This window comes from Vibrio sinensis, assembly GCF_003605645.1.
GTDB classification, from domain to species: Bacteria; Pseudomonadota; Gammaproteobacteria; order Enterobacterales; family Vibrionaceae; genus Vibrio; species Vibrio sinensis.
In genome coordinates, this window is record NZ_QVMU01000001.1 from 395,031 (window position 1) to 420,365 (window position 25,335).

A 25,335-nucleotide genomic window follows, 5' to 3' on the forward strand; every position below is an offset into this window, starting at 1 on the left:
CAATCTAGTTAATTCAGCCATTCATTAATGTCGTTGGCTGTTTGCTGGTCTTTGTTCACAGGTAACTTTGATGCGAGCTATTAAAAATCAATTGCCGCATTAATGCAAATAGTTATCATTTAAATGTTATTTTTTTGATTCTTTTGTTTGATTATTGAGCGGTTGACCCCGAATGTTGCGTAAGTCACTAAAATGTAAATAAAATTCATCTACACTTTTTAACATTGGTACGAATTTACAAGGAGTTGCGAATGGCTATTCAACGATTGAACGAAAGTCAGCTTTATCACGCAGCAACGTTAGACAAATTGTCGAGTAAATCGACAAAAGAGTTGCCGCCGATTGACGAGATTGTAGGCCAAGAACGCGCCCAGAAAGCGGTTGAGTTTGCAATGTCCATTAAGGAAAAAGGGTACAACATCTACGCGATTGGGCAAAATGGCCTAGGTAAGCGTACGATGGTAATGCGTTATCTAAATCGACATCAACACGATGAAAATGAGCTATTTGATTGGTGTTATGTCGCGAATTTTGAAGATGTGCGAACTCCTCGAGTATTAAAATTACCCTGTGGCGTTGGTAGTAAGCTCAAGCAAGATATCGATAAACTGCTATCCAAATTAGTGGTTGCCATGCCATTGGCGTTCGATAACGAAATGTACTTTAGCCGCGCTGATAAGCTCAAAAACCAGTTAGCCCAGAAACAAGCCAGCGAACTGGAACAAATTAGTCGAGAAGCGAAAGAAAAGGGGATTAGCCTTTCGATTACGCCTCAAGGTGATTATCAATTCATTGCGATGCAAGGGGAAGAGCTACATACCGAAGAGTCCTTTGATGAACTGAGCGCGAAAGAGCAGGAAGAGTTCAGTAGCATCATTGATGCGCTTGAGGTGCAACTACGTGACATGGTTCGCCAACTGACTGAATGGGAAGAGACTTACAGCGAAAAAATTAAAAAACTGAATGACGATGTGACGTTAGATGTGATCACGCATTTCATTAAGCAGTTGAAAGAAGATTACTCAGGTTATTCTGAAATCAAAACCTACCTAACGAGTTTACAGAAAGATATTGTTGAGAATGCAGATATCTTTTTAGAACAGGTCAATGAGCAAGCCGAAATTGCGACAGCATCGTTAGATAAAAAGCTGCCACGCCGCTATAAGGTTAATGTGTTGGTAAGCCGTGGTAGTGAGTGTGAGTTTCCTATCATCGTCGAAGAAAGTCCGAACTATCATTCACTGTTTGGTTATGTTGAAACGGCGACATTCAAAGGGACTGTTTTTACCGATTTCTCGTTAATTCGCGCCGGTAGCTTACACAAAGCGAATGGCGGTGTATTGATGATTGATGCACAAAAGGTTCTTGAGCAACCTTATGTGTGGGATGGTCTCAAGCGCGCACTGCGTGCACGACAGTTAAGTTTTACGTCACTGGAAAAAGAAGTAACCTTGACCGGCGCGGTGTCTCTAGACCCAGAGCCTATTCCACTAGACATCAAAATTATCTTGTTTGGTGATTACCGGACTTATCAATTGCTACAACATTATGATCCGGAGTTTAGTGAACTATTTAGAGTGACTGCGGATTTTGAAGACGAAATGAAACGGACGTCGGATTCGGAACTACAGTATGCGCGATTTATTTCGAGTGTAATACAAGACAACGGATTGCTTCATTGTGACCGTAAAGCTATCGCTCGAATAATTGAACACAGTGCCCGTTTAGCGGGAGATCAGAACAAGTTGTCGCTACACTCTGCTCATATCGCTAATTTATTACGTGAGTCTAACTATGTGGCTCGACAAGCTAACGCGAACATGATTCGTTCTAGCCATGTGGAAGAAGCGTTAGCGAACCAAGAGATGCGAGTAAGCCGAATTAAAGACAGTGTCATGGAGACATTCATCAATGGCACAACCCTGATTCATACACATGGTAGTGCTATCGGGCAAGTTAACGCACTGTCGGTTTTAAGTACTAGCGAATATATGTTTGGTGCGCCGAATCGAATTACCGCGACAACGTGCTACGGTGAGGGTGAGGTAATCGATATTGAACGCAGTGTTGATCTTGGTGGCAGTATTCACTCAAAAGGGGTGATGATCTTGTCTGCATACCTTTCATCGGTCTTTGGTAAAACAGCTCGAGTACCTTTGAACACGACGATTACGTTTGAGCAATCTTATGGAGGAGTCGACGGAGATAGTGCGAGTATGGCTGAGTTTTGTGCGGTTGTTTCTGCTTTTTCTAAACAGGCGAATCGTCAAGATATCGCGATAACTGGCTCAATGAACCAGTTTGGTGAGTCGCAGCCGATTGGTGGCGTAAACGAAAAAATTGAAGGATTCTTCGATGTTTGTGTCATTAAAGGTCGCACTTCAGAGCAAGGGGTTATTATTCCTCGTGCGAATATGCATAACTTGATGCTACGAGCCGATATTGTTAAAGCGGTCGAGAAAAATGAGTTTCACATATGGGCGATTGACCATGTGACGGAAGCTATCGAACTTTTCACCGGCAAAAAAGCGGGTGAACCAAGTGATGAGGGCAGCTATCCGGTCGATACTATTTATGGTATTGCTCAAGCGAAGCTCAACGCACTGCGTAAATAATACATACGGCACTCTTAGGAGTGCCTTTTCTTTATTTATTCAAAGTTAAGTTATTCAAAGTTAAGTTATTCAGTTATTAACGACGGGTTAGAGGGCCAATTCGGTGAATACAACAGAGAAAACAACAGTTAACTCAGCCTCAACAATAACGTTAGAGCCATTAAATTCAATCTACACAGAGCAAGTATCGCGACTTTCTGTGGATAAGGACCAGTTGGTTTTTGTCGGCAGCATGAATGATATTCTTGCTAACGTTACCCCTCATGTTCATCCCCATTTGGTGATTGAGCAAAAAATAGTCGTTGGCTTCTTTTTGATAGATACACATTACCCACAACATCACTCATTTGCTGCACCAAAATCAGTCGGTGTGCGGGCATTTTTTATTGATAAATCACATCAAGGGAAAGGTATTGGTCAGCGAACCATGCTAGCACTGCCAGATTATGTGAAAGATCATTACCCTAAAGCATCGGATATTTATCTCACGGTTAATTGCGAAAACAGTCAAGGTTACCGCTGTTATATCAATACACTATTTGAAGACACTGGAGAGCTTTATATGGGCGGTGGTGCTGGGCCTCAGCACGTTATGCGTCGTAACCTGATTTGTACTAGGTAGAACATCTGATAGAATCGCCGTCTCTTTTTCCGACAGAAGTTATCTATGAGACATCTAGCCACAACGGTTCACCCGGATATTGAACATTTAGACGGTAAATCAGTATTTAAACGTAACGCTGCTCGCGCCATTGTCGTCAGTGGTGAAGATATTTTGATGCTGTACACTGAACGCTATCAAGACTATACCATTCCAGGTGGTGGCTTAGATGAGGGCGAGGATATCATTGCCGGAATGGTTCGTGAGCTTGAAGAAGAGACCGGGGCTAAGAATATTCATGGAATTAAGCCATTTGGTATTTTTGAAGAATTTCGTCCTTGGTATAAAGATGATGCCGATATAATGCATATGATTTCGTACTGTTATACGTGCAAAGTAGACCGAGAATTAGGGCAAACCGCGTTTGAAGATTATGAAATCAAAAATGGAATGAAACCAGTGTGGGTTAATATTCACCAAGCGATTGCTCATAATGAAAAGACCATGGCAGAAAGTGACAAGAAAGGCATGAGTATTGAGCGTGAAACGTTCTTGCTTCATTTGATTGCAAAAGAGATGATCTAAATACAGTGAATCGAAAGGGCCCGCCGATGCGGGCTTTTGTTTATTTAATCACCAGATATGGTTTTGTGACCTTGTGTAAATGAGATTTCATCTATACTTATCCAAGTAATTGAATTATTAATATTAATTAACGCTTTTGAATAGGATACTCTGTTGAGGTAGCAACAGCTGATAGCGTAGCGATGAAAATACGTTGTTGACGAAGTAAACATAAAATGGGACTAAAGGGAGTTGTCCATGAAGAAGATACCGCATTTTTTGATTGGTAGTATGCTGGCGGCATTGAGTTCGACAGCTTGGTCTGAGGTGATTGAATCTACGTCGCTGGCCGGATTTGGTGAAGCAAAGTACGCTCCAGATTTTCGCCACTTTGATTATGTGAATCCCGATGCGCCAAAATATGGGAAAATGACCTATGCGCGTGTTGGTACCTATGACAACTTTAATCGCTTTGCCTCCCGTGGTGTTTCAGCCGCAGGCAGTCTCGAAATGTATGACACCTTAATGTACTCACCAAGTGATGAGGTGGACACCTATTACCCTTTAATTGCTCAACGCGTTCGTTATTCTGATGATTATACGTGGATGGAAGTGGATATTAATCCAGACGCTCGATTCCATGACGGCACGCCTATTACCGCACACGATGTCGCCTTTAGTTTTGATAAGTTCATGAAAGAGGGTGTTCCTCAATACCGTGTTTATTACAAAGAAATTAAGTCGGTAACGGCAAAGAGTGATTTGGTGGTCCACATCGAAATGGAGGTGCCAAATCGAGAAAAACTGTTTAGCTTTGCCCAATCAAGTCGAGTATTACCTAAGCATTTTTGGCAAGACAAAAACTTTTCTGAACCACTTTCAGCTCCTCCTATCGGCAGTGGTCCCTATTTAGTGAGTGATTTTAAACCCGGGCAAAGTGTTACCTATGTACGGGACGAGAATTACTGGGCTCAGAACCTACCTGTCAATGTGGGTCGACACAACTTTGAGCAAATTCAGTATGACTATTACCGTGATGAGACGGTAATGTTAGAAGCATTTAAAGCCGGTGAATTCGATTTTAGAATGGAGACGTCAGCCAAGTTTTGGGCGAACTCTTACACTGGGGCGAATTTTGATTCTGGTTATATCGTCAAACAAGAAATCCCCAATGAAAGACCTGAGCCAACTCAAGCATTCGTATTTAATACTAAAACGGAAGTTTTCGCCGATCCTAAAGTCCGTGAAGCGCTTACCTATGCGATGGACTTTGAGTGGATGAACGATAATATGTTTTACGGTCAGTACAATCGTACCCGTAGTTTTTTTCAAAATACCGAATATGAAGCGAAAGGCTTACCAACTGATGATGAAAAAAACATATTAACCCCACTAAAAAATCAAATTCCAGAAAGAGTTTGGACCGCTGAATATCACCCACCCGTAACCGATGGTTCTGGCCGTATTCGTAGCCAGATGCGCACCTCTTTTGCACTCCTTAAAGAAGCTGGGTGGGAACTGAAAAATAAAGTCATGACAAATACCAAAACGGGCAAGCCGTTGGCGTTTGAGTTACTGATTTATAGCCCAACCACTGAGCGAATTGCGATTCCATTGCAGAAAAATCTGAAGCGTTTGGGGATTGATATGAAAATCCGCAGCGTAGATACCACTCAATATATTAAACGCTTACGTGATCGTGATTTCGACATGGTCTCTTCTTCGTATTCGGCTAATGCTTATCCAAGCCCAAATCTACTGATTGTATGGAACTCAAACTATATTGATTCAACCTACAACACAGCGGGTGTCAGCGACCCTGTCGTTGATAAACTGACGGAAGAAATTGCCAAGAACCAACAACACCCAGATAAGTTGTTGCCACTAGGCCGAGCGTTAGATCGGGTACTTCAATGGAACTTTTACATTATTCCACAATGGTATGTGGGTAAATATCGAGTAGCAATGTGGGACAAATTTGAGCGTCCGACGATCATTCCTAAGTATGACCTTGCGGTCGATACTTGGTGGATCTCAGAAGATAAAGCTCAAAAATTGCCTGAAAAACGCCGTTAAAGAGGGATAAATGGCTGCGTATATATTTCGCCGATTATTGTTGGTGATCCCCACTTTGTGGGCGATCATCACCATAAACTTTTTCATCATCCAAGTCGCTCCAGGCGGGCCTGTTGAACAGGCTATTGCACAGTTGGAGGGGCACAATGATGGCATTATGGAACGTTTTGCTGGTGGCGGAACGGAAGTCGATTTAGGGGATGGCAAAGATGCGAGCGCCACGGGTTATAAAGGTTCTCGCGGCCTCGACCCAGAAGTCGTGGAGGAGATCAGGAAGCAATTTGGTTTTGATAAGCCATTGCATGAACGCTACTTCGACATGCTGAAAAACTACGCCACTTTTAATTTCGGTGAGAGCTTGTTTAAGGGGGGCAACGTCATTGACTTGATTGTCGACCGACTGCCAGTGTCCATTTCATTGGGTTTATGGAGCACCTTAATTATTTATATTATCTCAATACCTCTTGGGATAATGAAAGCTATACACCATGGTACGCGCTTTGATATTTGGACCAGTGCATTGGTGATTGTGGGTTATGCCGTTCCGGGATTCCTATTTGCGATCATTTTGATCATCGTGTTTGCAAGCGGTAACTATTTCAGTTGGTTCCCACTGAGAGGGCTCGTTTCATCCAATTTTGACCAGATGACTTGGTATCAACAAATTCTTGATTACTTTTGGCATTTGGCGTTGCCAATCTTTGCGATGGTGATTGGTGGGTTCGCAACGTTGAGCATGCTGACCAAAAACTCATTCTTGGATGAAATCAATAAGCAGTATGTGGTGACCGCACGAGCTAAAGGGCTTGATGAGGGGGGGATTCTTTACAAGCACGTCTTTCGCAATGCAATGTTGATCATCATCGCGGGCTTTCCTAGCGCTTTCATCAGCATCTTTTTCACTGGCTCGATGTTGATTGAGGTGATGTTCTCACTGGAGGGGATTGGTTTGTTAGGTTTTGAATCTACGATTCAGCGTGATTATCCGGTTGTATTTAGCTCTCTTTATATCATGACGCTACTCGGTTTGATTTTAAGTATTGTTTCAGACTTGACCTACATGTGGGTCGATCCCCGAATTGATTTTGAGGCGCGTTGATGCAAGCGAAAAAGAAAATAAAAAATCCGCTTAATGAAGCTCGTTGGTTGCGGTTTAAAGCAAACAAACGGGGATTTTGGTCTCTGTGGTTATTTTCGGTTTTATTTGTGTTTAGTCTGTTTGCGGAATTGATCGCTAATGACAAACCCTTGCTGGTTGAATATCAACATCAGTGGTATGCCCCCATTTTTAATCAATATTCAGAGACTGAATTTGGCGGTGAATTTGAAACTGAAGCCGATTATACCGACCCGTATGTGATCGAATTAATTGAAGAGAATGGTTTTATTCTATGGCCACTGATTCGTTTTAGTTATGACACGATTAACTACAATATTACTGGCTCGGTGCCATCCCCACCGGATAGTGTTAACTGGTTAGGTACAGACGATAAAGGCCGAGATGTGTTAGCTAGAATAATCTACGGTTTTCGTATTTCAGTCATTTTTGGTTTTGTTTTGACTATTGTTTCTTCAATTGTTGGCGTTGCGGTCGGAGCGAGTCAAGGCTATTACGGCGGTTGGTTAGATCTCTTTGGTCAACGTTTTATTGAAGTTTGGTCAGGGATGCCGACGCTGTTCTTATTGATCATTTTATCGAGCTTTGTCGAGCCAAATTTTTGGTGGTTACTCGGTATTATGGTGCTCTTTAGTTGGATGAGTTTGGTCGGGGTAGTGCGGGCTGAGTTTTTACGTTGCCGTAACTTTGACTATGTTCGCGCTGCGCAGGCGATGGGCGTGAGTGATAACCGTATTATGTTAAGGCATATGTTGCCTAATGCGATGGTTGCGTCGTTAACTATGATGCCGTTCATCTTATCTGGATCGGTTACAACATTGACCTCGCTTGATTTTCTAGGTTTTGGTTTGCCGGCTGGGTCACCGTCTTTAGGTGAGTTATTAGCCCAAGGTAAAGCGAATCTACAAGCACCTTGGCTTGGTATATCAGCGTTCGTGGTTTTGTCAGTTATGCTGACATTATTGGTTTTCATTGGTGAAGCTGTTCGTGACGCCTTTGACCCTCATCATCAAGGACGATAATCATGTCAGATACGATTTTAACCATTGATGGCCTATCGGTTGGCTTTGGTCGCGGTAAATCGATTGACCGTGTCACGGATAAGGTTTCTCTTAGTGTTCGAAAAGGGGAGACCCTTGCTCTGGTTGGTGAGAGTGGCTCTGGTAAATCCGTAACAGCTAATGCAGTAATGAAGTTATTACCAAGAGGTTCTGCTCATTATCTAGAGGGGAAGATCAACTTTGCAGGAACCGATATGCTGAGTTGTTCAGAGCGTCAGTTGCGAGGTATTCGCGGTGGGCGAATTGGTATGATCTTCCAAGAGCCTATGGTGTCGCTTAACCCATTGCATAAAATTGGCAAACAGTTGGTAGAAACGCTCGCAATCCACCGAGGATTAAGGCAAAACAAAGCGGAGCAACTTGCTATTGAGTGGCTTGGTAAAGTGGGTATTCGACACCCTGAAGTGAAAATTTCGGCGTATCCTCACGAATTGTCTGGTGGTGAACGACAACGCGTGATGATTGCGATGGCGTTGATTAATGAGCCAGAATTATTGATTGCAGATGAACCAACGACGGCATTAGATGTGTCGGTTCAAGCTCAAATCTTAGATTTGCTCAAAGCACTGCAACAAGAACTCGGTATGGCAATGCTGTTTATTACTCATGATTTAAGTATTGTTAAGCGTATTGCGGACAGAGTTGCTGTGATGCAACAAGGACAACTTGTCGAGGTGGATTCGACGGAAGTTATCTTCAATCGTCCCTCACACCCTTACACTCGACAATTGATAGATTCTGACCCTAAAGGCTTACCAGTTGTAGTTGATAGCGATGCTCCTAGTTTGTTGACCGTTGAGCAGTTGAAAGTATGGTTTCCCATTACGGGGGGCATATTTAAACGAGTCGTTTCTCATGTGAAAGCGGTCACTAATATGGGCTTTACTCTTAAACGAGGCCATTCTATTGGATTGGTTGGCGAGAGTGGTTCAGGTAAATCAACCACTGGAATGGCGATTTTGAAGTTAGTGAATTCAGAGGGGTCCATTGCTTTTGAGGGAAATGAACTACAAGGTTTAGACCGTAAGGCGCTATTGCCTTATCGCAGTAAAATGCAGGTTGTTTTCCAAGACCCATTTTCAGCACTAAATCCACGGATGTCGGTTGCACAAGTGATTGGTGAGGGATTACGCGTCCATTCTCAATTGACTGAAGATGAAATTGATCAGCGTATTGTCGCTGGAATGCGTGAAGTCGATTTAGATCCTGAGACTCGCCATCGTTATCCGAACGAGTTTTCTGGTGGTCAGCGTCAACGCATTGCCATCGCAAGGGCATTGGTTCTTAAGCCACAGTTTATTTTACTGGATGAACCTACGTCATCCTTAGATAGAACAGTACAAGCTCAGATATTGGAGTTACTAAAAGAACTTCAAGCCCGCCACCATCTCACTTATTTGTTTATTAGTCATGATTTAAATGTGGTGCGATCTTTATGCCACTATACGATTGTTATGCGCCAAGGTGAAATTGTCGAGCAGGGTGAAACACAAACCTTATTTAATCAACCTAGTCACGAATACACTAAAGAGCTTGTCGCGCTATCTTGAAACTAAAAGCTAATGACTAAGCGAGTGAAGAATGGCCGTTTATTTATGGCCATTAATTTTTGTAGAATGGCTATTATTTCTCTGGGTCATTTACAGCGATAAGCTATTCCTAGCAGACTAAATGACGTTGTGAAATCTTGGGGGGCTATCATATAAACAGTGTCGGCATTAACGCGAGCGGCATTATTTTTTAGATCGTTCATTGCGCCTTTCATCATGGTGTCATTGGTGTAAAAAAGGTAGCTGTACCAGTGCCCCTCACTGCCAGTCACCTCACCTAAATAACGACAGTCACTTGAATCAAACTGAGGATCTATTCTTATTTCTATAGGCTGGCTTTGATTAGTCGTGACATTGAGTGGTGCAGTACAAGCGGCAAGCAAAGCACTTACAATTATCATAAAAAGCGAACGAATGAACATCGTATTCTTTAACATGCAGTTCCTTAGCATAGAGTTTCCTTGCATACAGTTCCTAACCATGCAGACCATTAGGATAATATCCGGTATTGGGTTAAACGTCGACTAGCCATTATTTTAGTGGATTATTGTAGTGGATTTCATGGTTCAATTGCATAAGGTATTCACGCATAAAATCCGTACGCTTTGTTGCCTCTACCTTTGCTGATTGCGTATTCATGCGTTCGGCGAGTAAAAACAACTTGGTATAGAAATGATCGATAGTGTACTCACCATCATTTGGCGTTCGCTGTTGGCAAAATGGATCCTCGGCGTAATAGAGAGGGCGATCCAGCTTAACGCTTACCTGTAAACAACGCGCGATGCCAATTGCGCCTAAGGCGTCAAGTCTATCTGCATCTTGAACTATCTTTGCTTCTAGCGTTCTTGGTGTGACATTGGCACTAAAGCTGTGCGCGACAATAGCGTGATGGATGCCATCATGATATTCACTGGGATAGTTGATCTGTTTAAGAAATTGTATTGCTTTGTCTGCTGCAACCACTGAACTTTGACTTTTATTTGGATGATTTTTTTCGAAACTAAAACAGTCATGTAAAAAGGCGGCAGGAATGACGACTTGTGGTAGTGCTTGCTCTTGAACGCATAAGGCTTTTGCACTCGCTACAACCCGTAAAACATGATTGATATCATGAGCTAAATCTTGCGTCATCTCAGCATGGATGAAGTCTAAAAACAGTGGTTCAAATTGCGAAAGAGAGTTCAAATACCGCTCCTAAAAAGACCTAACTCACTATGACTATTACAGTCAGTAAGCTAGGTATTGTAATTGAGTATAGATATCTCTGGCGAGAGGTAATCGGTTTATTCCCGTTTAAGGGTGTAAATGAGATAACCGCCAGATAAAACCGTAAAAATGGCAACAATGGTCCATTCATACCAAACGATCGTTTCACCAGTTAGTAGACTAAAAATTACTTCTGCCCACATAACAATAAGAACAATAATAGGATAGAGTGCACCCGCTAACATGGCAACTTAACCTCTGTTAATTGTTTGTTGGTAGCGAGAGATTGTTTCAATCCGCTATCGAGTTCGTCGCGGATAAACTCGGTTCTCTTTTCACGCATCGCCCCGATGAGATCTGCTTTGTCGATAAGGTATACCGCAAGGCATGAAACGATAGCAACCAACGCAGAGGAAACAATGCCAGAGGCTAGGTTAGCAATTGGGGTTAAAAAGGGTGTAGCAGTAACGATGAGTTTTTCAATCACTTCATCGAGTAAGATTCCTCCAGTAATAACTAAGCCTGTACAAAGTATTTTAGATGCTTCATGGGTGGCTTGTTGCGCGCTGATACCAGCAGGTGGAAATAGAGCAAACTGTATCGCTCGTAGCAGTGATAGCCCACCTTCGCGTAGGCAGGTAACAATTCGTTTTGATGTTGTGGCAAACATATTGATCAGTATGGTCGTGATTTCGCTGAGAAATCCAGATACACAACCTACGGCAAACGCTTTCGCTACAGGCTTCCAATCTTCTTTTGCTTTTTGGACGATACGTTTAAAGCGAATCGTTAATTCTTGGATGAGAGAATCACTTTCCTTGCCATTTTGGTAGCAATCGATGACTTCATCGAAGAGATTGTTAAAAAAGTTACTCAGTAATAAGCCAAATGCTGCAGAGAGTCCCATCTTTAAACCGTTTTTTCCCACAGACACTGCGGAGTTCGTCATGAACTCTTTTGACTTATAGTACGCCTTATCAACATCACTATTAATGGCTTTACGAGCGTCTTGGTCTAGTTTTTTGAATCGCTCTTCATCGACTGCCTGCTGCTTTTCTACATAATTTTTGGCATTTTTAAGTTCGTTTTGTTGCTGTTCCGATAGGTTAGATTGAGATTCTAGCTGTTGGATACGTTTCTTTTTACTTTCGATGCGATCAGAGCGTTGACTTAAATATTGGTCAAGCGTGTCATCAGATTTAGTTTTATTAACTGATGCATTAATGAACTTAAGGTTCTCATCTTTGTTGGCGAGATCGGCTGTATCAATACCAGCAAGGTTGGCAGCTCGGTCGTTGTGTACTTCGTGAGATGACACTACATGGTCGAGGTTCTTATCGGTTTTACCCTTATCGTTGGTTTTGAATATTGTGCCAGTTGACTCGTCGACTAAGCGTCCTTCTTTTACTTGCTTAGCTCCCTCACGTTGGTGGTGGTTATAATTATCGTGTTCATTGTGATAGCGACGATTATCGTAGGCCTCACGATCTTCATAACGTTGCTGGGCCACCTCAGTGGCGTAGATTTCGTTGCGAACATTATGTGTGGTGTCAACATTGCCGCCCAATTGGTCATGTTCCGCCAGTTTTCGGCCAATGCCTAGTGGAACGACAGAACTAATGACTTGCTGACGAGCATTTTCAATCAGCGTGTTAAGATTGTTTCGAGCAAATTGTTGCTCTAGATCGTCAAGTATACGTTCTGCTGCACTTTCATCAGGCGTGGCAAGTTGAAATTCGGGGATCAGAATCGACTGATTTGATGAGTCAACGCTGAGTAATTCATCGATATGCTGTTGATCAGTGACAGGGGAAATAAGAGATTTAGCCGCTTGAAGGCGAGCTTGCCTTTCTCGTAATAGCTTGCTCATTATGCCACCTCAGATTGTTGACTTGTATGCTGGCAGTTTTGTAAAAAAGCCATACGAAAAGCTTGTTGAGGCTGAGTTGGGTTACCATGCATTGTGATGATGATGTCAATGAGTTCAAGAGCGAGATCTATATCTACCTGACATTCTTTTGCAGCGTCGAAAGCGACATTTGCTCCTGGTGGGTTTTCTCTAATTGTTCGCATAGTGACTACGATTTCACTAGGAAGTCTCACTGCACTAAGACCATTCACAAACGAGAGAATCTCTTTATATTCTTTGTCTTTGACCGTGCCATCTCGTAATTGTGCTGCTGTTACTCCAATCGCCATCAAGGCAACTGAATAGTTAAAATAGGTATGTAAGTCATCAAGCTTACTTTTCATGTTGTGCATGTTTTCGTTAGCGGCATCAACATCCGCTTTCATGTCGGCGGTCGCAGAGTTATGTCCATCACGATGTCCGTTTTTGTATGCTTTCGAATCTTTTTCATCATCAAATGCACCACAGGCCCAAGCGGTCACCGCGGATGAAGTTGCGACGGCAGCAGCGTAGCCGAGCCATAGAAGGGGTAATGCCATGTTATTCCTTACATCTGTTCTATTTTTGTTAAACCTTAACAGAATGCCATTCACTAATAAATGGTGTTTATTATTTAGCAAAAGATAAACGATAACTTGCCACCATTTTATTCTGCCTATTATTAAGAGTTGTGATATCGTTGCGGGTCTTATTCAAAGCCACGATATTAGGCGGATTGATTGAACTTGCGCTTGATGTTCGGGGCGAACATTTTTGTCGAGTCCTTTTGTTTTAGCCTTATAAGTCATAACGTCAAACGTGGCACCGTCAAAGCACACTGCACTAGGAAACATTTAAATGAGTAATGAACAACCGAATAACCCCTTACACGGTTTATCGTTAGAAAAAATCTTAACACGCTTGGTTGAGCATTATGGTTGGAAAGGTCTACATCAACAGATCCGTGTAAACTGTTTTTCTAGCGACCCGTCAATCAAGTCGTCATTGAAGTTTCTGCGTAAAACCCAATGGGCTCGCGATAAAGTTGAAGCTTTGTATGTTGAGACTTTTAGCTAAGTCGAAATTCTTTACTACTTGATACCATACCCAAGTGATCTTGAGTTGCTTGGGTAGTTAACTCTTCCCTCTCTATATCTACTTCTCCTCTTTCAAAATCTTAATGTTAGTGACCCTGTCACAGGTCGGTTTATCATCGTCAGTACTCCAATTACTTAAAGTTTGGTTTTATTTCATTCGTTAAATCAAGATCTTAGACAGAGTAAACCGTGTTGTTTAACGTTAACGTCAATCTGGCTGCTATGCTTACTAAGACTCAGGGATATCAGTATTTATCCGACAGAACTTTTTTCGATAGAACTTTTCTTCAGTAGAACTTTTTTTCGGTAGATTAATTATTCGATAGGTTATTGACCAAACCAACTGATGCACCTTGAGGAATAGACACCACGCGTTGACGCAGTAAGTAAACCAAAATTTAGTAGACCAGAATGGAGGTGACTTAATGGATCAGGTGACGTTTCAGCAACTTGGTTGTAGTGATAACAAACACCAAATCGGTATAGCGACCTTAGACAATACCAGCTCACTGAATGCACTGACATTTAATATGTTGAGTCAATTAATGGATAAGTTGCTGGAATGGCAGGACGATGAATCAATTGTGTGTGTCTTTTTACAGGGAGCTGGCGAAAAAGCATTTTGCGCAGGTGGCGATGTTCGCACCATGTATCACGTCATGAACGAACGAGATCCACAAGAGAGTCGGGCATTCTTTACCGATTTTTTTACCACAGAATATCAATGTGATTATTTAATTCACACTTATCAGAAGCCTATTATTGGCTGGGGAGATAGGATTGTGATGGGAGGTGGTCTAGGCTTATTTGCTGGGACCAGTCATCGCGTAGTGACGCCTCATTCACGTCTTGCTATGCCGGAAATCCATATCGGCCTTTACCCTGATGTTGGAGGCACCTACTTTTTAAATCAACTGCCACCGGGTATTGGTTTGTTTCTTGGTCTTACCGCAACGCCTGTTAACGCTAGTGATGCGCTTGATTTGACCCTGAGTGATTATCTATTGTTACGAGAGCACAGATCAACGGTATTAGAACAACTGCAAGTGAGTGATTGGAACAATGACGTTGATAGTTGCGATATTGTTTCTGATTTACTAGAAACTTTGTCTTATGAAGCCGTTTCTCAACGCCCTGATTCGCAATTATTACCTTATCTTTCGCAAATTCAATCTGCTTGTCATGGTGAGGACTTGACTTCGATCTGTCGAAATATCCAAGAAATTAAAGGGGATGAGGCGTGGTTAGAGCAAGCTAAAAAGAGTCTGACTGGCGGTAGTCCTATTTCTGCGTACATTTGCTACCGTCAAATTACGCAATGCCACGATTTTTCTTTAGCGGATTGTTTTCGAGTTGAGCTATCTCTCTCGGTGCGCTGTGCACTATTAGGTGAATTTCAAGAGGGAGTCCGTTCTCGGTTAATTGATAAAGATAATCAGCCAGAATGGATGTTCGGTTCAGTGTCCAGTGTCGATGAAAGCATTATTGATACGTTATTTACGTCATTGTGGACACGAGATAATCATCCACTGGCCGGTTTATCAAATAATGTTCGCCATCTTAGCCGTAAGTGACTGACTTAAACTACGGCCATCAATGCCCTATTTCAGCACTCGATGTAGATGCATACTTTATGGATAGATACTTAGTGCAAATGGATTATGTAACCATCTAGCCTGCGGATAATAATGCGTCTTTTATTGGCCATCAGGGTCAAAATAGGCCAAGAGAAATCAGTGAAACGAAAAGGAATAGTGATATGGATATGAACGGTAGCGTAATCGCAATAACAGGAGCTGGTGGGGGATTGGGTCAAACAATGGCTATTGAGCTTGCTAAAGCAGGCGCGTCCCTAGCGTTATTAGATTTGGATTCAAGATCATTAGAAGAGACCCAAGCTTTATGTGCGGCATCACAAGCGAGAGTTTACCTCTATCCAATGGATGTAACTGATGAACAACAGGTGGAGCAAACTTTTGACGCTATAGTGCGCGACCTCGGTCAATTAGATGGATTAGTGAATAACGCCGGTATTCTTAGAGATGCCATGTTAGTTAAAGTCAAAGGTGAAGAAGTGAGTAAGATGTCGCTCGCTCAATTCAATTCAGTCATTAGTGTTAATCTAACGGGTACATTCTTATGTGGCCGGGAAGCAGCGTTGAAAATGATTGAGACAAAACGCAAAGGCGTGATCATTAATATTTCCAGTGTGTCTCGAGCGGGCAATATGGGGCAATCTAATTATTCTGCATCAAAAGCAGGAGTCGCATCTTTAGCTACCTGTTGGGCAAAAGAATTGGGGCGATATGGAATTCGAGCAGCGGCGATAGCTCCCGGTGTGGTGAAAACAGCGATGACTGATCAGATGAAACCAGAAGCCATTGCACGCCTCGAAAATATGGTCCCATTAGGACGTATAGCTCAAGCCGACGAAATCGCACATGCAGTAAAATTCATTTTCGAAAGTGATTATTATACAGGCAGAGTCCTTGAATTAGATGGCGGGTTACGCTTGTGATATGCCACATTACGTTGCTTGAATTCATCGTGATAACAAAGTGATAGGTAAGGTAGTTATAGGAACAGTAAACCCATAAAATAAAAGATAAGGCCATCATCAAATGAGATGATGGCCTTTATTATGCTTGTTAACTATAGGTAACATGTGGCCTTGTCGGTAGTAAAGGTAAGCATGAACCGTTTAGGTGAATGATTCATGGCAAAATAATGGTTAACTCGACTATCGGCGTTCGCTGTCATTATAACGATAAGTGTAGACGACTGTGGTCACAGGTTGGTAAAGCATTTCGCCTCGTTTATCCCAAACTTCTTTTACATGGCCTTTCACATCCACGACTTGGAAGCTTGAACTCACTCGGTTGTTCCATTGATGATCATCGAGAGCTATTTCAAGCTGGCGTGGTGTCATCCCCTCTAGTTTTGCAACAGTTGCACGGCTCTCTTGGAAAGCTCCTGCGATGGAGTCGTATTGACGGCCATCAATAGTGGTATGGTCGACTTCTTGTAGATAAGCCGATGTGGCAGAAAAGCTTAAGACTGAAGTCGTGATTGCTAACGTACTGATTAACTTATTCATAAAATTACATCCTATGTCGTTTATCATTGTTTGCACCTTCCAATATGCCTAAATTACTGCGGTTCCTATCGTCATTATTCGCTGGATAGGGGAGCGATTAGGTGCGTTTTGCTCTTATCATTTAATGCAGCAATGAATGGTTATACGGCGTTACATCACAAATAGACCGGAATAATTTTCATTTCATTGCAAATTTAAACACTTTTTTGGTCTGTACGTTTGCTAAACCTTATAACTATCTGAATTGATGGGGAAAATCTAATCACGATTTTCCCTTTCATCGAAAGTCACGGCGATATCATGATGGGTACCGGATGACTGAGCTTTAACACCACACTTACATATTGGTATATCTTGGACCGCCACCGCCCTCAGGGGCTTGCCAAACAATGTTTTGCGATGGATCTTTAATATCACATGCTTTGCAATGTAAACAGTTAGCGGCATTTATCTGTAATTTTTCTTGACCATCGAACGTTAATATTTCATAGACGCCTGCTGGACAAAAGTGCTGACTTGGTTCGCCGTAGTCGGGTAAGTTAATATTGATAGGAATACTCTGATCGGTGAGAACAAGGTGACAGGGCTGATCTTCTTCATGTTGGGTGTGGGATAAATAAACTGAAGACAGTTTATCAAAGCTGAGTATTCCGTCGGCTTTTGGATAATCGATGGGTTCGACGTTCTTGATCGACTGTAAACTCAGAAAGTCTGCTTGAGAATCTTTGATCGTCCAAGGGACTGGGTGCTTAAACAATGGTAACCATACATTGTGTTCGAAATATGTAAGAGCTGAACCGAACAGCATGCCAGTTTTATGAATCGCAGCATTAAAGTTACGCGCTTCATACAGTTCTTGATATAGCCAAGATGGTTCAAAAAGAGATTGGTAATCGGGTTCAGAATTAGCACGTCCTTGCTTTAGTTCATTAAATACCGCTTCTGCCGCTAGCATGCCTGATTTCATAGCGGTATGACATCCTTTGATTTTTAAGCCATTCAGAGTGCCCGCATCGCAACCGATTAAGATACCTCCCTTAAATTGTTGTTTGGGTAAAGAAGATAAGCCGCCTTTGGCTAGTGAGCGAGCTCCGTAAGCGATGCGCTCACCATGTTCTAAATATTGACTGAATACTGGGTGATGTTTCAGTCTTTGGAACTCTTCAAAGGGGCTAAGATAGGGATGGCGGTAGTTAAGGTCTGTAATCAGACCAACAGCGATTTGGTGATCTTTTAAATGGTAGAGAAAGCCGCCCCCAGTGGATTGGGTTTGATGCAACGGCCAACCAGTTGAGTGAATAATTTTTCCAGCCTCATGCTTTGGATGATCAGGGGGAAGTTGCCAAATTTCTTTAATGCCAAGAGCATAGTGCTGGGGCTGAGAGTTTTTATCCAATTGAAATTGTTTGATTAATTGCTTGCCAAGGTGACCACGGCACCCCTCAGCGAATAACGTATATTTTGCTTTTAACTCTACTCCGGGTTCAAAGTTTGCTTTAGCTTCTCCGTGTTTATTGCGACCCATATCCGTCGTGGTGACACCGGTTACCGCACCTTGCTCATCATAGTTAATGGTTGCCGCAGAAAAACCGGCAAAGATATCAACGCCTAGTCCTTCGGCTTGTGTTGCTAACCAACGACATAATTCAGCTAGACTTATAAGATAGTTTCCGGAATCTGGATGATTAGTCATGGGCTTAGGCGTCAGCCAATCGGGGATCGTAATATGATTTAAATGAGTGGTGAGATAAGTGAGCTGTTCATTCGAAACGGGTGTATTAAGTGGGGCGTTTTGCGATTTCCAATCAGGAAAGAGTTCATTGAGCGAGGTTGGATCAAAAACCGCGCCGGAAAGAATATGCGAGCCAACCTCAGCACCTTTTTCGATCACACAAATCGATAGTGGAGTTCTTGCATTGTCGTTAGCGTCTCTAGTTTGATCAAGAAGCGCCAATTGGCATGCAGCAGATAAACCTGCTGGACCAGCGCCAACGATAACAACATCAAATTCCATGCATTCATGCGTTTCACTCATTATTACTCTCCATTTTCGATGCCGAATCTTAAAGCTACTCAGGTATAAGTATAGCGTAATCAAGTTTTTATACTCATAAGACGGGTGTAAAAAAGAACAAATAGAGAGGCAAGCTTTTGTAGGGCGACTGTGGGTTGGTTATATGGAATTTATTTAGCAGAAACAAAAAACGGCATGCGAGTGCATGCCGTTAGATACTTAGAGTTAAAACAAAACGTTAGGCTTTTGCTTTTTTGTTCGACTTAGCTGATGGACGAGGTTCGTCCATTAGTCCTTTAATCAAGGAAACTGTTGCGACCAACAGTACGATGGTAAATGGTAAGCCAGTAGTTACTGCCATCGCTTGAGCTGCAGCAAGGCCACCGCCTAGCATTAGCGCAATCGCAACTAAACCTTCGAACGTACACCAGAACACACGTTGCGGTGTTGGTGCATCAACTTTACCGCCTGCAGCGATAGTGTCGATAACCAATGAACCAGAGTCAGCAGATGTGATAAAGAACACAACAACTAACACAATTCCCACAAGTGATGTAATTTCAGCCATAGGCATAACATCAAGCATCGCAAACAGTTTCAAAGGCAGTTCAGCATTAAATACCGCTTGGTAGCCGTCATTTACGTATTGGCTGATAGCATTACCACCAAACGCCGTCATCCAAAGTACACATACTGTTGATGGGATCAAAATAACACAGACAATGAACTCACGAACAGAGCGACCACGAGAAACACGAGCGATGAACATACCCACGAATGGTGACCATGAAATCCACCATGCCCAGTAAAACGCAGTCCAACCTTGTGAGAAGTTAACGTCTTCACGACCAAATGGAACCGATAGGGAAGTGATATTCGATAGGTAAGCGCCAATGTTATCAAAAAATCCAGTAAAGATAGCTAGTGTTGGACCCGCAACGATAACGAATAACAGTAACAGAGCAGCGATGCCCATGTTAATTTCAGATAGACGTTTTACACCACTGTCTAAGCCAGCAACTACAGACACTAATGCTAGTGCTGTAATACCAATGATAAGAACAACTTGAGTTGTTTCTGTCATCGGGATACCGAATAGGAAGTTCAAGCCGGTAGCCGCTTGCGATGCACCATAGCCTAGAGAGGTAGCAAGACCAAAGACTGTGGAGACAACAGCCAATGTATCGATCACATCACCAACCCAACCCCAAACACGCTCACCAAATAGTGGGTAGAAGATCGAGCGGATGGTTAGCGGAAGCCCTTTATTGAAAGAGAAAATTGCTAGACCAAGAGCAAGCAACGCGTAAATTGACCACGGGTGAAGTGCCCAGTGATAAATCGTTGCTGCCATACCAAGTGCTGATGCGGCTTCGGTATCGCCGACAGCTGCACCTAATGGTGCCCAGTCAGTACGTACACCACCTTCGACGGAAACTCCGCCCAATGCCGCACTGAAATGAGACATTGGCTCTGATACTCCAAAGAATACCAAGCCGATACCCATACCCGCAGCAAACAGCATCGCTAACCAACCGGCATAGCTGTAGTCAGGTGTCGCTTCAGTTCCGCCAATTCTTACACGGCCGAGCGGTGTAACAATAAGAACTAAACATACAACAACAAAAACGTTGCCAGATAAAAGGAAAAACCAGTCTAAGTTAGATAATAACCATCCGCGAAGACCAGCAAAAAAAGGTTCTACTTGTTCTCTAAAAGTCAGTGTTAATACGACGAACAAAATGATCGATAGACCAGAGATTGCAAAAACACGGTTATGAATATCAAGGCCAAAAGGGCCTACTTTTAAAGCAACGTTGTCTTGACCAATTTGATAATCAGTGTCGATCGCGTTTACTTTACCGTCGGGACGTTGAATCCCGCCATTGTTGTCATTATCGGTGCTCACGAATTGTCTCCTTATCAAATACGTGGCTATATAAATATCATTTGACGTGTATAAAAAGTAACCGCATTTTCGCAACACTTTTAATACAGCAAATATCAATATTTAATAGAATTTAGATATTTTACTCTATTACTTATCTTAACGATAAACATACTGATAACACATTGCATTTTATTATCATGACGATTAGTTAAATTTATCGTGCTAAATCAGTATTTTATTGCATCAATTTAAGTGGTTTTTTGTCGTTTTTTGGTTGTTATGCAAACAGGTTGTTAATGGTTACTGCCAAAATGTCGATAAAGACACATTGGGATTTGAGTAATATTGTAACTGTGCTTGTAACAGTTCAGCGGTCGCCAACGCATCTGTTAGTGCGTGGTGAGGCTGATAAATAGGCAATTTGTATCGAGTTCTTGCTTGGCCTAAGCGCACTGACCCCGGCTTTTTCCCTTTCAACCAATTTCGAAAGCCAGTACATTGCCGCAATTGAATCGCATATTCAATGTCTAAAGTGTCAATAACTGGAAATTGAATGCCCTCACCAATGCGCTCAAGTAGTGTGTTATTGAAGAATTGACGTTCAATATTTTTGTAGTGAACGACCACAATTTTTCCTGCTATCGCATTCAATATTTGATCTAAGATATCTTCGAGTTGAGGTGCGCTTTTTACTTCAGAATCGGTAATGCCATGTATAACCACTGACTCTTCATTTAATTCGCGATTTGGATTCACAACCCAGTGTGCAGAACCACTACATTGAATGCGTTGAAGTGTAAATGGGACAAGGCCGATGGTTAAAATGGCATCTTCTTGTGCGTTCAAACCCGTAGTCTCAAAGTCCATCGAAACAAACTCGACATCTTTAAGTGGTGTTTCTGCCGCAGGTATAGGCGCAGAATAATAACGCTTGAGTCTGGAGTCCTTGCTAGTTTCTGCCAGAGTCCTAAATAGACTCGGCCAATCGGGCGTGGAGGAAGTATTTAGCAACGGCAGATCTTTCTGCTGACTTTGAAATAGTCTCATCATTTGCCACTTCTCTGATAACGAAACTTAATGTAGTTTTGTGCGTTACTCAAAATTTGAAACGCAGCTTTAAGGTTACGACGTTCAAAGTCAGACATATGTTCTGGTTCGATGTTGTTGTCTGGATCGTCGCCATTTTCAATGTCTAACGCTTGATGGCGAATGCGTACCATGTAGATTAATTCCATCGCGTCTTTTAAGTCCATCCCGCGACCTTTTGGTAAAATTCCGGCATTATTGATGTCGTCCAATCGGTCAAACGAATTCTGTGAACGAGAACCTATAGCTAAAGCATGTACCCGCACGAGATCAGCTAATGGGGCAGTACCGCGACGTTTTAAGTTGATGGAGTTTCTGTGGCGCCCATCTTGTTCCATGACGAAATCTTTAAAGAAACCGAGCGGGGGAGTACGTAAGATAGCGTTATAGGCCATACAGGCTAGAAAGCGATTATTTTTCTTTGCACGTCTCACAATAAAGCTGCTGAGGTGTTCAGCCCATTTCACTCGCCCATGTACACCAAGCAAATCGAAGAAAATGCTGCTGTGTAATAGTCTTTCTGGAGTCGGGTTATCAATCCAATTGGCAAAGCATTCCTCCCATTCTGAGCGAGTCTTGCGCCATTTTGGATTAGTCATCATGATATCGCCAGTGCAATAGGTATAACCACACTCATCTAAGCCATCACAGATGAATTTTGAAAATGCTTCAAAATACTCACCATGCTCATCAACGTCATAGCTATTATCAAGGATCAACGCGTTATCTTGATCGGTAACAATTAACTGTTCATCACGGGCCATTGAGCCCATCGCTAATAAACAATAAGGAATTGGAGCGGGACCAAGTTCTTGTTCCGCTAACTCAGCTAAACGTTGTTTGAAGCTACTCCCTATTACAGACATAGCGCGGCCAATCATATGTGCATTGGCATCTTCACTGACCATGCGAACAAAGCAGTCTTTGACTTGTCCAGCGACCAGTTTGAGATCGGTGACGGTGGTTTGTTGGAAGATAGAACTCACCAATAGTAGGCTATTTTGAGATTCATAGCGCACGATATCGGTCATTCCGATCACACCAATCGGTTTTTTATCTTTTAGGATTGGTAGGTGGTGAACGTTGTAGCGCAGCATGGTCAGCATCGCTTCGAACACGTAGGCGTTGTAATCTAAAGAGACCACATCTACGGTCATTACTTCGCTCACCATCAGATTAATGTCGACGCCTTGGGCTAATACGCGAATACAGAGATCTCGGTCTGTTAGAATTCCTAACAGCTGATCATCGTCTTCTTCAGTGATCTCTTCAGGCGGTCGTACAATTAACAGGGCAGTGATATTTTCTTCTGCCATCAAAATGGCAGCTTCTTGAATCGTTGCCGTTGACAGTAAAGTAATAGGTTCTCGGTTTAAAATTTTTCGAGCTTTGGCTGTGGTGAAGTCGTTTCCATCAGCGTGATTTGAAACAGCGGTACGCAGACGGGCGCTATCTTCAAGCTCCATAAAGTCCGCAAAGTTTTCAAACTCATCACAGAGTTCATTGAAAATGTTTTCGGGAATGCAATATACCAAAGTATCTTCAATCGCCTTCGCAGGCATACGAACACGATTGTTCATCAGTAACCCCATTTGACCAAACAGGCCACCCGCGTCAATGCGGTTGTAGAGTTCACCTTTACGGCGATAGATCTCAACAACCCCACTGCGTACTAGGTAAAGATCACGAATGGTGTCACCAAATTTGAGAATGTCACTACCTTCTCGAAAGTAAGCAACCTCCGCATTCATGGCAATGTTTTTCAGGTGTTCTTCGGGTAAGTCATCAAAAGGGGGGTATTGGCTAATGAAATTGAGTACTTCTAATTGCTCTGCTTCCATTCTTTATTCCACGCATAGCCTAAACTATAGCGATAAATATCACCAAGAATAAAACCAAGCAACAATTAATTACATAATTAAACAATTACATGATTTTAAACATATAAATCATTTAAATGCTTGTTCATAAAGTGTACTTATTTGTTGTAACAATCGGTTGGGGGTAAATCGACAACTATTGGCACCAGAAAGGCTGTCGAGTATTAGATTTATCATTACTCTACTTAACGGGGGTTAAATGCGGTAAAATGATCACAATTCTTTTAGATTGAGCTTTTTATTTTAATGACTACAGCCACATCGCCAGCCAACTTTACCCAACTTCACCTGATTCAACCGCTGATCGCTCGATTAGCAGAACTTGAATATCAGCAACCTACGCCAATCCAAGCACAAGTCATTCCGAGTGTATTAGCCGGTCACGATTTAATTGCTGGAGCAAATACAGGTTCTGGTAAAACGGCGGCTTTCGCATTGCCTTTACTACAACAGTTATTTGAACAGCAATCGAACAATACAGGGACAAGAGGCAATTACGTTTCAGGTCTTATTTTAGTGCCTACGCGTGAGTTGGCGAAGCAAGTTGCAGATAGTATTAAGTCTTATGCCGTACATTTTAACGGGGCAATTAAAACGGTTGCGGTGTTCGGTGGTGTATCAGCTAATACTCAGATGCTTGCCTTGCGTGGTGGTACCGATATCCTGGTAGCGACACCGGGTCGACTACTTGATCTGATTTCAAGCAATGCTATCAAACTTGATAAAGTAAAAACCCTAGTACTGGATGAAGCGGATCGCATGTTAAGCCTTGGTTTTACCGAAGAGCTTAATGAGATTTTGGCGTTATTACCAAAGCACAAACAAACACTATTATTCTCGGCAACGTTCCCTGAGCAAGTACAAGAGCTGACGCAGGAGCTGCTTAAAAACCCGGTTGAAGTGCAATTGCAAAGTACTGAGGCAAGTACTTTGGTTCAGCGTGTATTTACTGTTAATAAAGGCGAAAAAACCGCCGTATTGGCGCACTTGATCAAACAGCATCAATGGCGACAAGCGTTGATCTTCGTGAACGCAAAAAATAGCTGTGAGCACCTTGCGGATAAGCTATATAAACGTGGTATTTCAGTCGAAGTATTCCATGGCGATCAAAGCCAAGGGATGCGAACTCGCGTACTTGCAGACTTTAAGTCTGGCGTTCTTGATGTTCTTATCGCAACAGATATTGCTGCACGTGGTATCGATATTGATAAATTACCTGTCGTGATTAACTTCGATTTGCCAAGAAGTCCGTCAGATTATATGCACCGTATTGGTCGTAGTGGTCGTGCTGGTGAAGTGGGTTTAGCTTTATCGTTGATCGACTATGAAGATTACCATCACTTTAAAGTGATCGAGAAGAAGAACAAGATCCGATTGGAAAGAGAAGAGATCGAAGGCTTTGAAGTCGACACTACCATCACCGAAGCGATGTTAGCAGCAAATAAACCTGTCGCTAAACCAGCGGGTACAGGTAAGAAAAAGCGTAAGAAAAAAACGCAAGAAAGTTCTGATGTGTGGCTGAAGAAATCTTAATAGATTCTTTCGTGATGTATCACGCTGCTTAAAAAGGTTAACGAGTCTCGTGTTATGAC

At 42.4% G+C, this 25,335-nt stretch carries 21 protein-coding genes; 11 read left to right on the top strand and 10 right to left on the bottom strand.

The window, feature by feature from the left end:
- Window positions 1-251 precede the first annotated feature (251 nt).
- From DZ860_RS01575 to DZ860_RS01605, 7 genes are all read left to right on the top strand, one after another.
- The gene (locus tag DZ860_RS01575) at window positions 252-2,615 is read left to right on the top strand and encodes a Lon protease family protein (protein ID WP_120029155.1); all 2,364 of its coding nucleotides are present in this window, start codon (window positions 252-254) and stop codon (window positions 2,613-2,615) included.
- 103 nt (window positions 2,616-2,718) lie between these two features.
- Window positions 2,719-3,237, top strand: a complete 519-nt coding sequence (locus DZ860_RS01580; protein ID WP_120029156.1) for a GNAT family N-acetyltransferase — start codon at window positions 2,719-2,721, stop codon at window positions 3,235-3,237.
- A 45-nt stretch (window positions 3,238-3,282) separates the two neighbouring features.
- Complete coding sequence (locus DZ860_RS01585; protein WP_120029157.1) at window positions 3,283-3,801, top strand: NUDIX hydrolase; 519 nt, start codon at window positions 3,283-3,285, stop codon at window positions 3,799-3,801.
- 237 nt (window positions 3,802-4,038) lie between these two features.
- Entirely contained in the window at window positions 4,039-5,856 is a 1,818-nt protein-coding gene (locus tag DZ860_RS01590; RefSeq protein ID WP_120029158.1) for an extracellular solute-binding protein, read from the top strand.
- 10 nt (window positions 5,857-5,866) lie between these two features.
- The gene (locus DZ860_RS01595; RefSeq protein ID WP_120029159.1) at window positions 5,867-6,955 is read left to right on the top strand and encodes a microcin C ABC transporter permease YejB; all 1,089 of its coding nucleotides are present in this window, start codon (window positions 5,867-5,869) and stop codon (window positions 6,953-6,955) included.
- Window positions 6,955-7,995, top strand: coding sequence for an ABC transporter permease (locus tag DZ860_RS01600; protein WP_120029160.1), 1,041 nt, complete (start codon window positions 6,955-6,957; stop codon window positions 7,993-7,995). The genes DZ860_RS01595 and DZ860_RS01600 overlap by 1 nt, the downstream gene beginning before the upstream one ends.
- Before the next feature lie 2 nt (window positions 7,996-7,997).
- The gene (locus tag DZ860_RS01605) at window positions 7,998-9,584 is read left to right on the top strand and encodes an ABC transporter ATP-binding protein (protein ID WP_120029161.1); all 1,587 of its coding nucleotides are present in this window, start codon (window positions 7,998-8,000) and stop codon (window positions 9,582-9,584) included.
- A gap of 86 nt (window positions 9,585-9,670) precedes the next feature.
- Here DZ860_RS01605 and DZ860_RS01610 read toward each other — a convergent pair whose 3' ends face one another.
- From DZ860_RS01610 to DZ860_RS01625, 5 genes are all read right to left on the bottom strand, one after another.
- Window positions 9,671-10,021 carry a DUF4156 domain-containing protein gene (locus DZ860_RS01610; RefSeq protein WP_439333089.1) on the bottom strand — a complete coding sequence of 117 codons (351 nt, stop codon included), beginning with the start codon at window positions 10,019-10,021 and terminating at the stop codon, window positions 9,671-9,673.
- Between the two features lie 94 nt (window positions 10,022-10,115).
- Window positions 10,116-10,715, bottom strand: a complete 600-nt coding sequence (locus tag DZ860_RS01615; RefSeq protein ID WP_120029530.1) for an HD domain-containing protein — start codon at window positions 10,713-10,715, stop codon at window positions 10,116-10,118.
- Between the two features lie 152 nt (window positions 10,716-10,867).
- On the bottom strand, window positions 10,868-11,035 hold the full coding sequence (locus DZ860_RS24360) for a hypothetical protein (protein ID WP_165862828.1): 168 nt from the start codon (window positions 11,033-11,035) through the stop codon (window positions 10,868-10,870).
- Entirely contained in the window at window positions 11,029-12,660 is a 1,632-nt protein-coding gene (locus DZ860_RS01620; protein ID WP_120029162.1) for a hypothetical protein, read from the bottom strand. Before DZ860_RS01620 ends, DZ860_RS24360 begins: the two co-directional genes overlap by 7 nt.
- Window positions 12,660-13,238, bottom strand: a complete 579-nt coding sequence (locus DZ860_RS01625; protein ID WP_120029163.1) for a hypothetical protein — start codon at window positions 13,236-13,238, stop codon at window positions 12,660-12,662. Before DZ860_RS01625 ends, DZ860_RS01620 begins: the two co-directional genes overlap by 1 nt.
- Window positions 13,239-13,536: 298 nt before the next feature.
- On the opposite strand from DZ860_RS01625, the gene DZ860_RS01630 reads away from it, so the two are divergent.
- The 3 genes from DZ860_RS01630 to DZ860_RS01640 all read left to right on the top strand — a co-directional run bounded on the left by DZ860_RS01630 (window position 13,537) and on the right by DZ860_RS01640 (window position 16,293).
- The gene (locus tag DZ860_RS01630; protein WP_120029164.1) at window positions 13,537-13,755 is read left to right on the top strand and encodes a VF530 family protein; all 219 of its coding nucleotides are present in this window, start codon (window positions 13,537-13,539) and stop codon (window positions 13,753-13,755) included.
- Between the two features lie 445 nt (window positions 13,756-14,200).
- Window positions 14,201-15,349, top strand: a complete 1,149-nt coding sequence (locus tag DZ860_RS01635; RefSeq protein WP_120029165.1) for an enoyl-CoA hydratase/isomerase family protein — start codon at window positions 14,201-14,203, stop codon at window positions 15,347-15,349.
- A 185-nt stretch (window positions 15,350-15,534) separates the two neighbouring features.
- The gene (locus DZ860_RS01640) at window positions 15,535-16,293 is read left to right on the top strand and encodes an SDR family oxidoreductase (RefSeq protein WP_120029166.1); all 759 of its coding nucleotides are present in this window, start codon (window positions 15,535-15,537) and stop codon (window positions 16,291-16,293) included.
- 222 nt (window positions 16,294-16,515) lie between these two features.
- Here the strand turns inward: DZ860_RS01640 and DZ860_RS01645 are convergent, their stop codons facing one another.
- From DZ860_RS01645 to DZ860_RS01665, 5 genes are all read right to left on the bottom strand, one after another.
- Window positions 16,516-16,872 carry a hypothetical protein gene (locus tag DZ860_RS01645; protein ID WP_120029167.1) on the bottom strand — a complete coding sequence of 119 codons (357 nt, stop codon included), beginning with the start codon at window positions 16,870-16,872 and terminating at the stop codon, window positions 16,516-16,518.
- Window positions 16,873-17,209: 337 nt separating this feature from the next.
- Window positions 17,210-18,886: an electron transfer flavoprotein-ubiquinone oxidoreductase gene (locus tag DZ860_RS01650; RefSeq protein ID WP_120029531.1), complete on the bottom strand. Its 1,677-nt coding sequence runs from the start codon at window positions 18,884-18,886 to the stop codon at window positions 17,210-17,212.
- Between the two features lie 238 nt (window positions 18,887-19,124).
- A complete protein-coding gene (locus DZ860_RS01655) occupies window positions 19,125-20,795 on the bottom strand; it encodes a BCCT family transporter (protein WP_120029168.1) in 1,671 nt (556 codons plus the stop codon).
- 282 nt (window positions 20,796-21,077) lie between these two features.
- Entirely contained in the window at window positions 21,078-21,824 is a 747-nt protein-coding gene (locus tag DZ860_RS01660) for a 3'-5' exonuclease (protein WP_439333093.1), read from the bottom strand.
- Window positions 21,824-23,704 (bottom strand): DUF294 nucleotidyltransferase-like domain-containing protein, encoded by a 1,881-nt coding sequence (locus DZ860_RS01665; protein ID WP_120029170.1) that lies wholly within the window; start codon window positions 23,702-23,704, stop codon window positions 21,824-21,826. The genes DZ860_RS01660 and DZ860_RS01665 overlap by 1 nt, the downstream gene beginning before the upstream one ends.
- Window positions 23,705-23,989: 285 nt before the next feature.
- Between DZ860_RS01665 and DZ860_RS01670 the strand changes: the two genes are divergently transcribed.
- Complete coding sequence (locus DZ860_RS01670; RefSeq protein ID WP_120029171.1) at window positions 23,990-25,276, top strand: DEAD/DEAH box helicase; 1,287 nt, start codon at window positions 23,990-23,992, stop codon at window positions 25,274-25,276.
- Window positions 25,277-25,335: the final 59 nt, after the last annotated feature.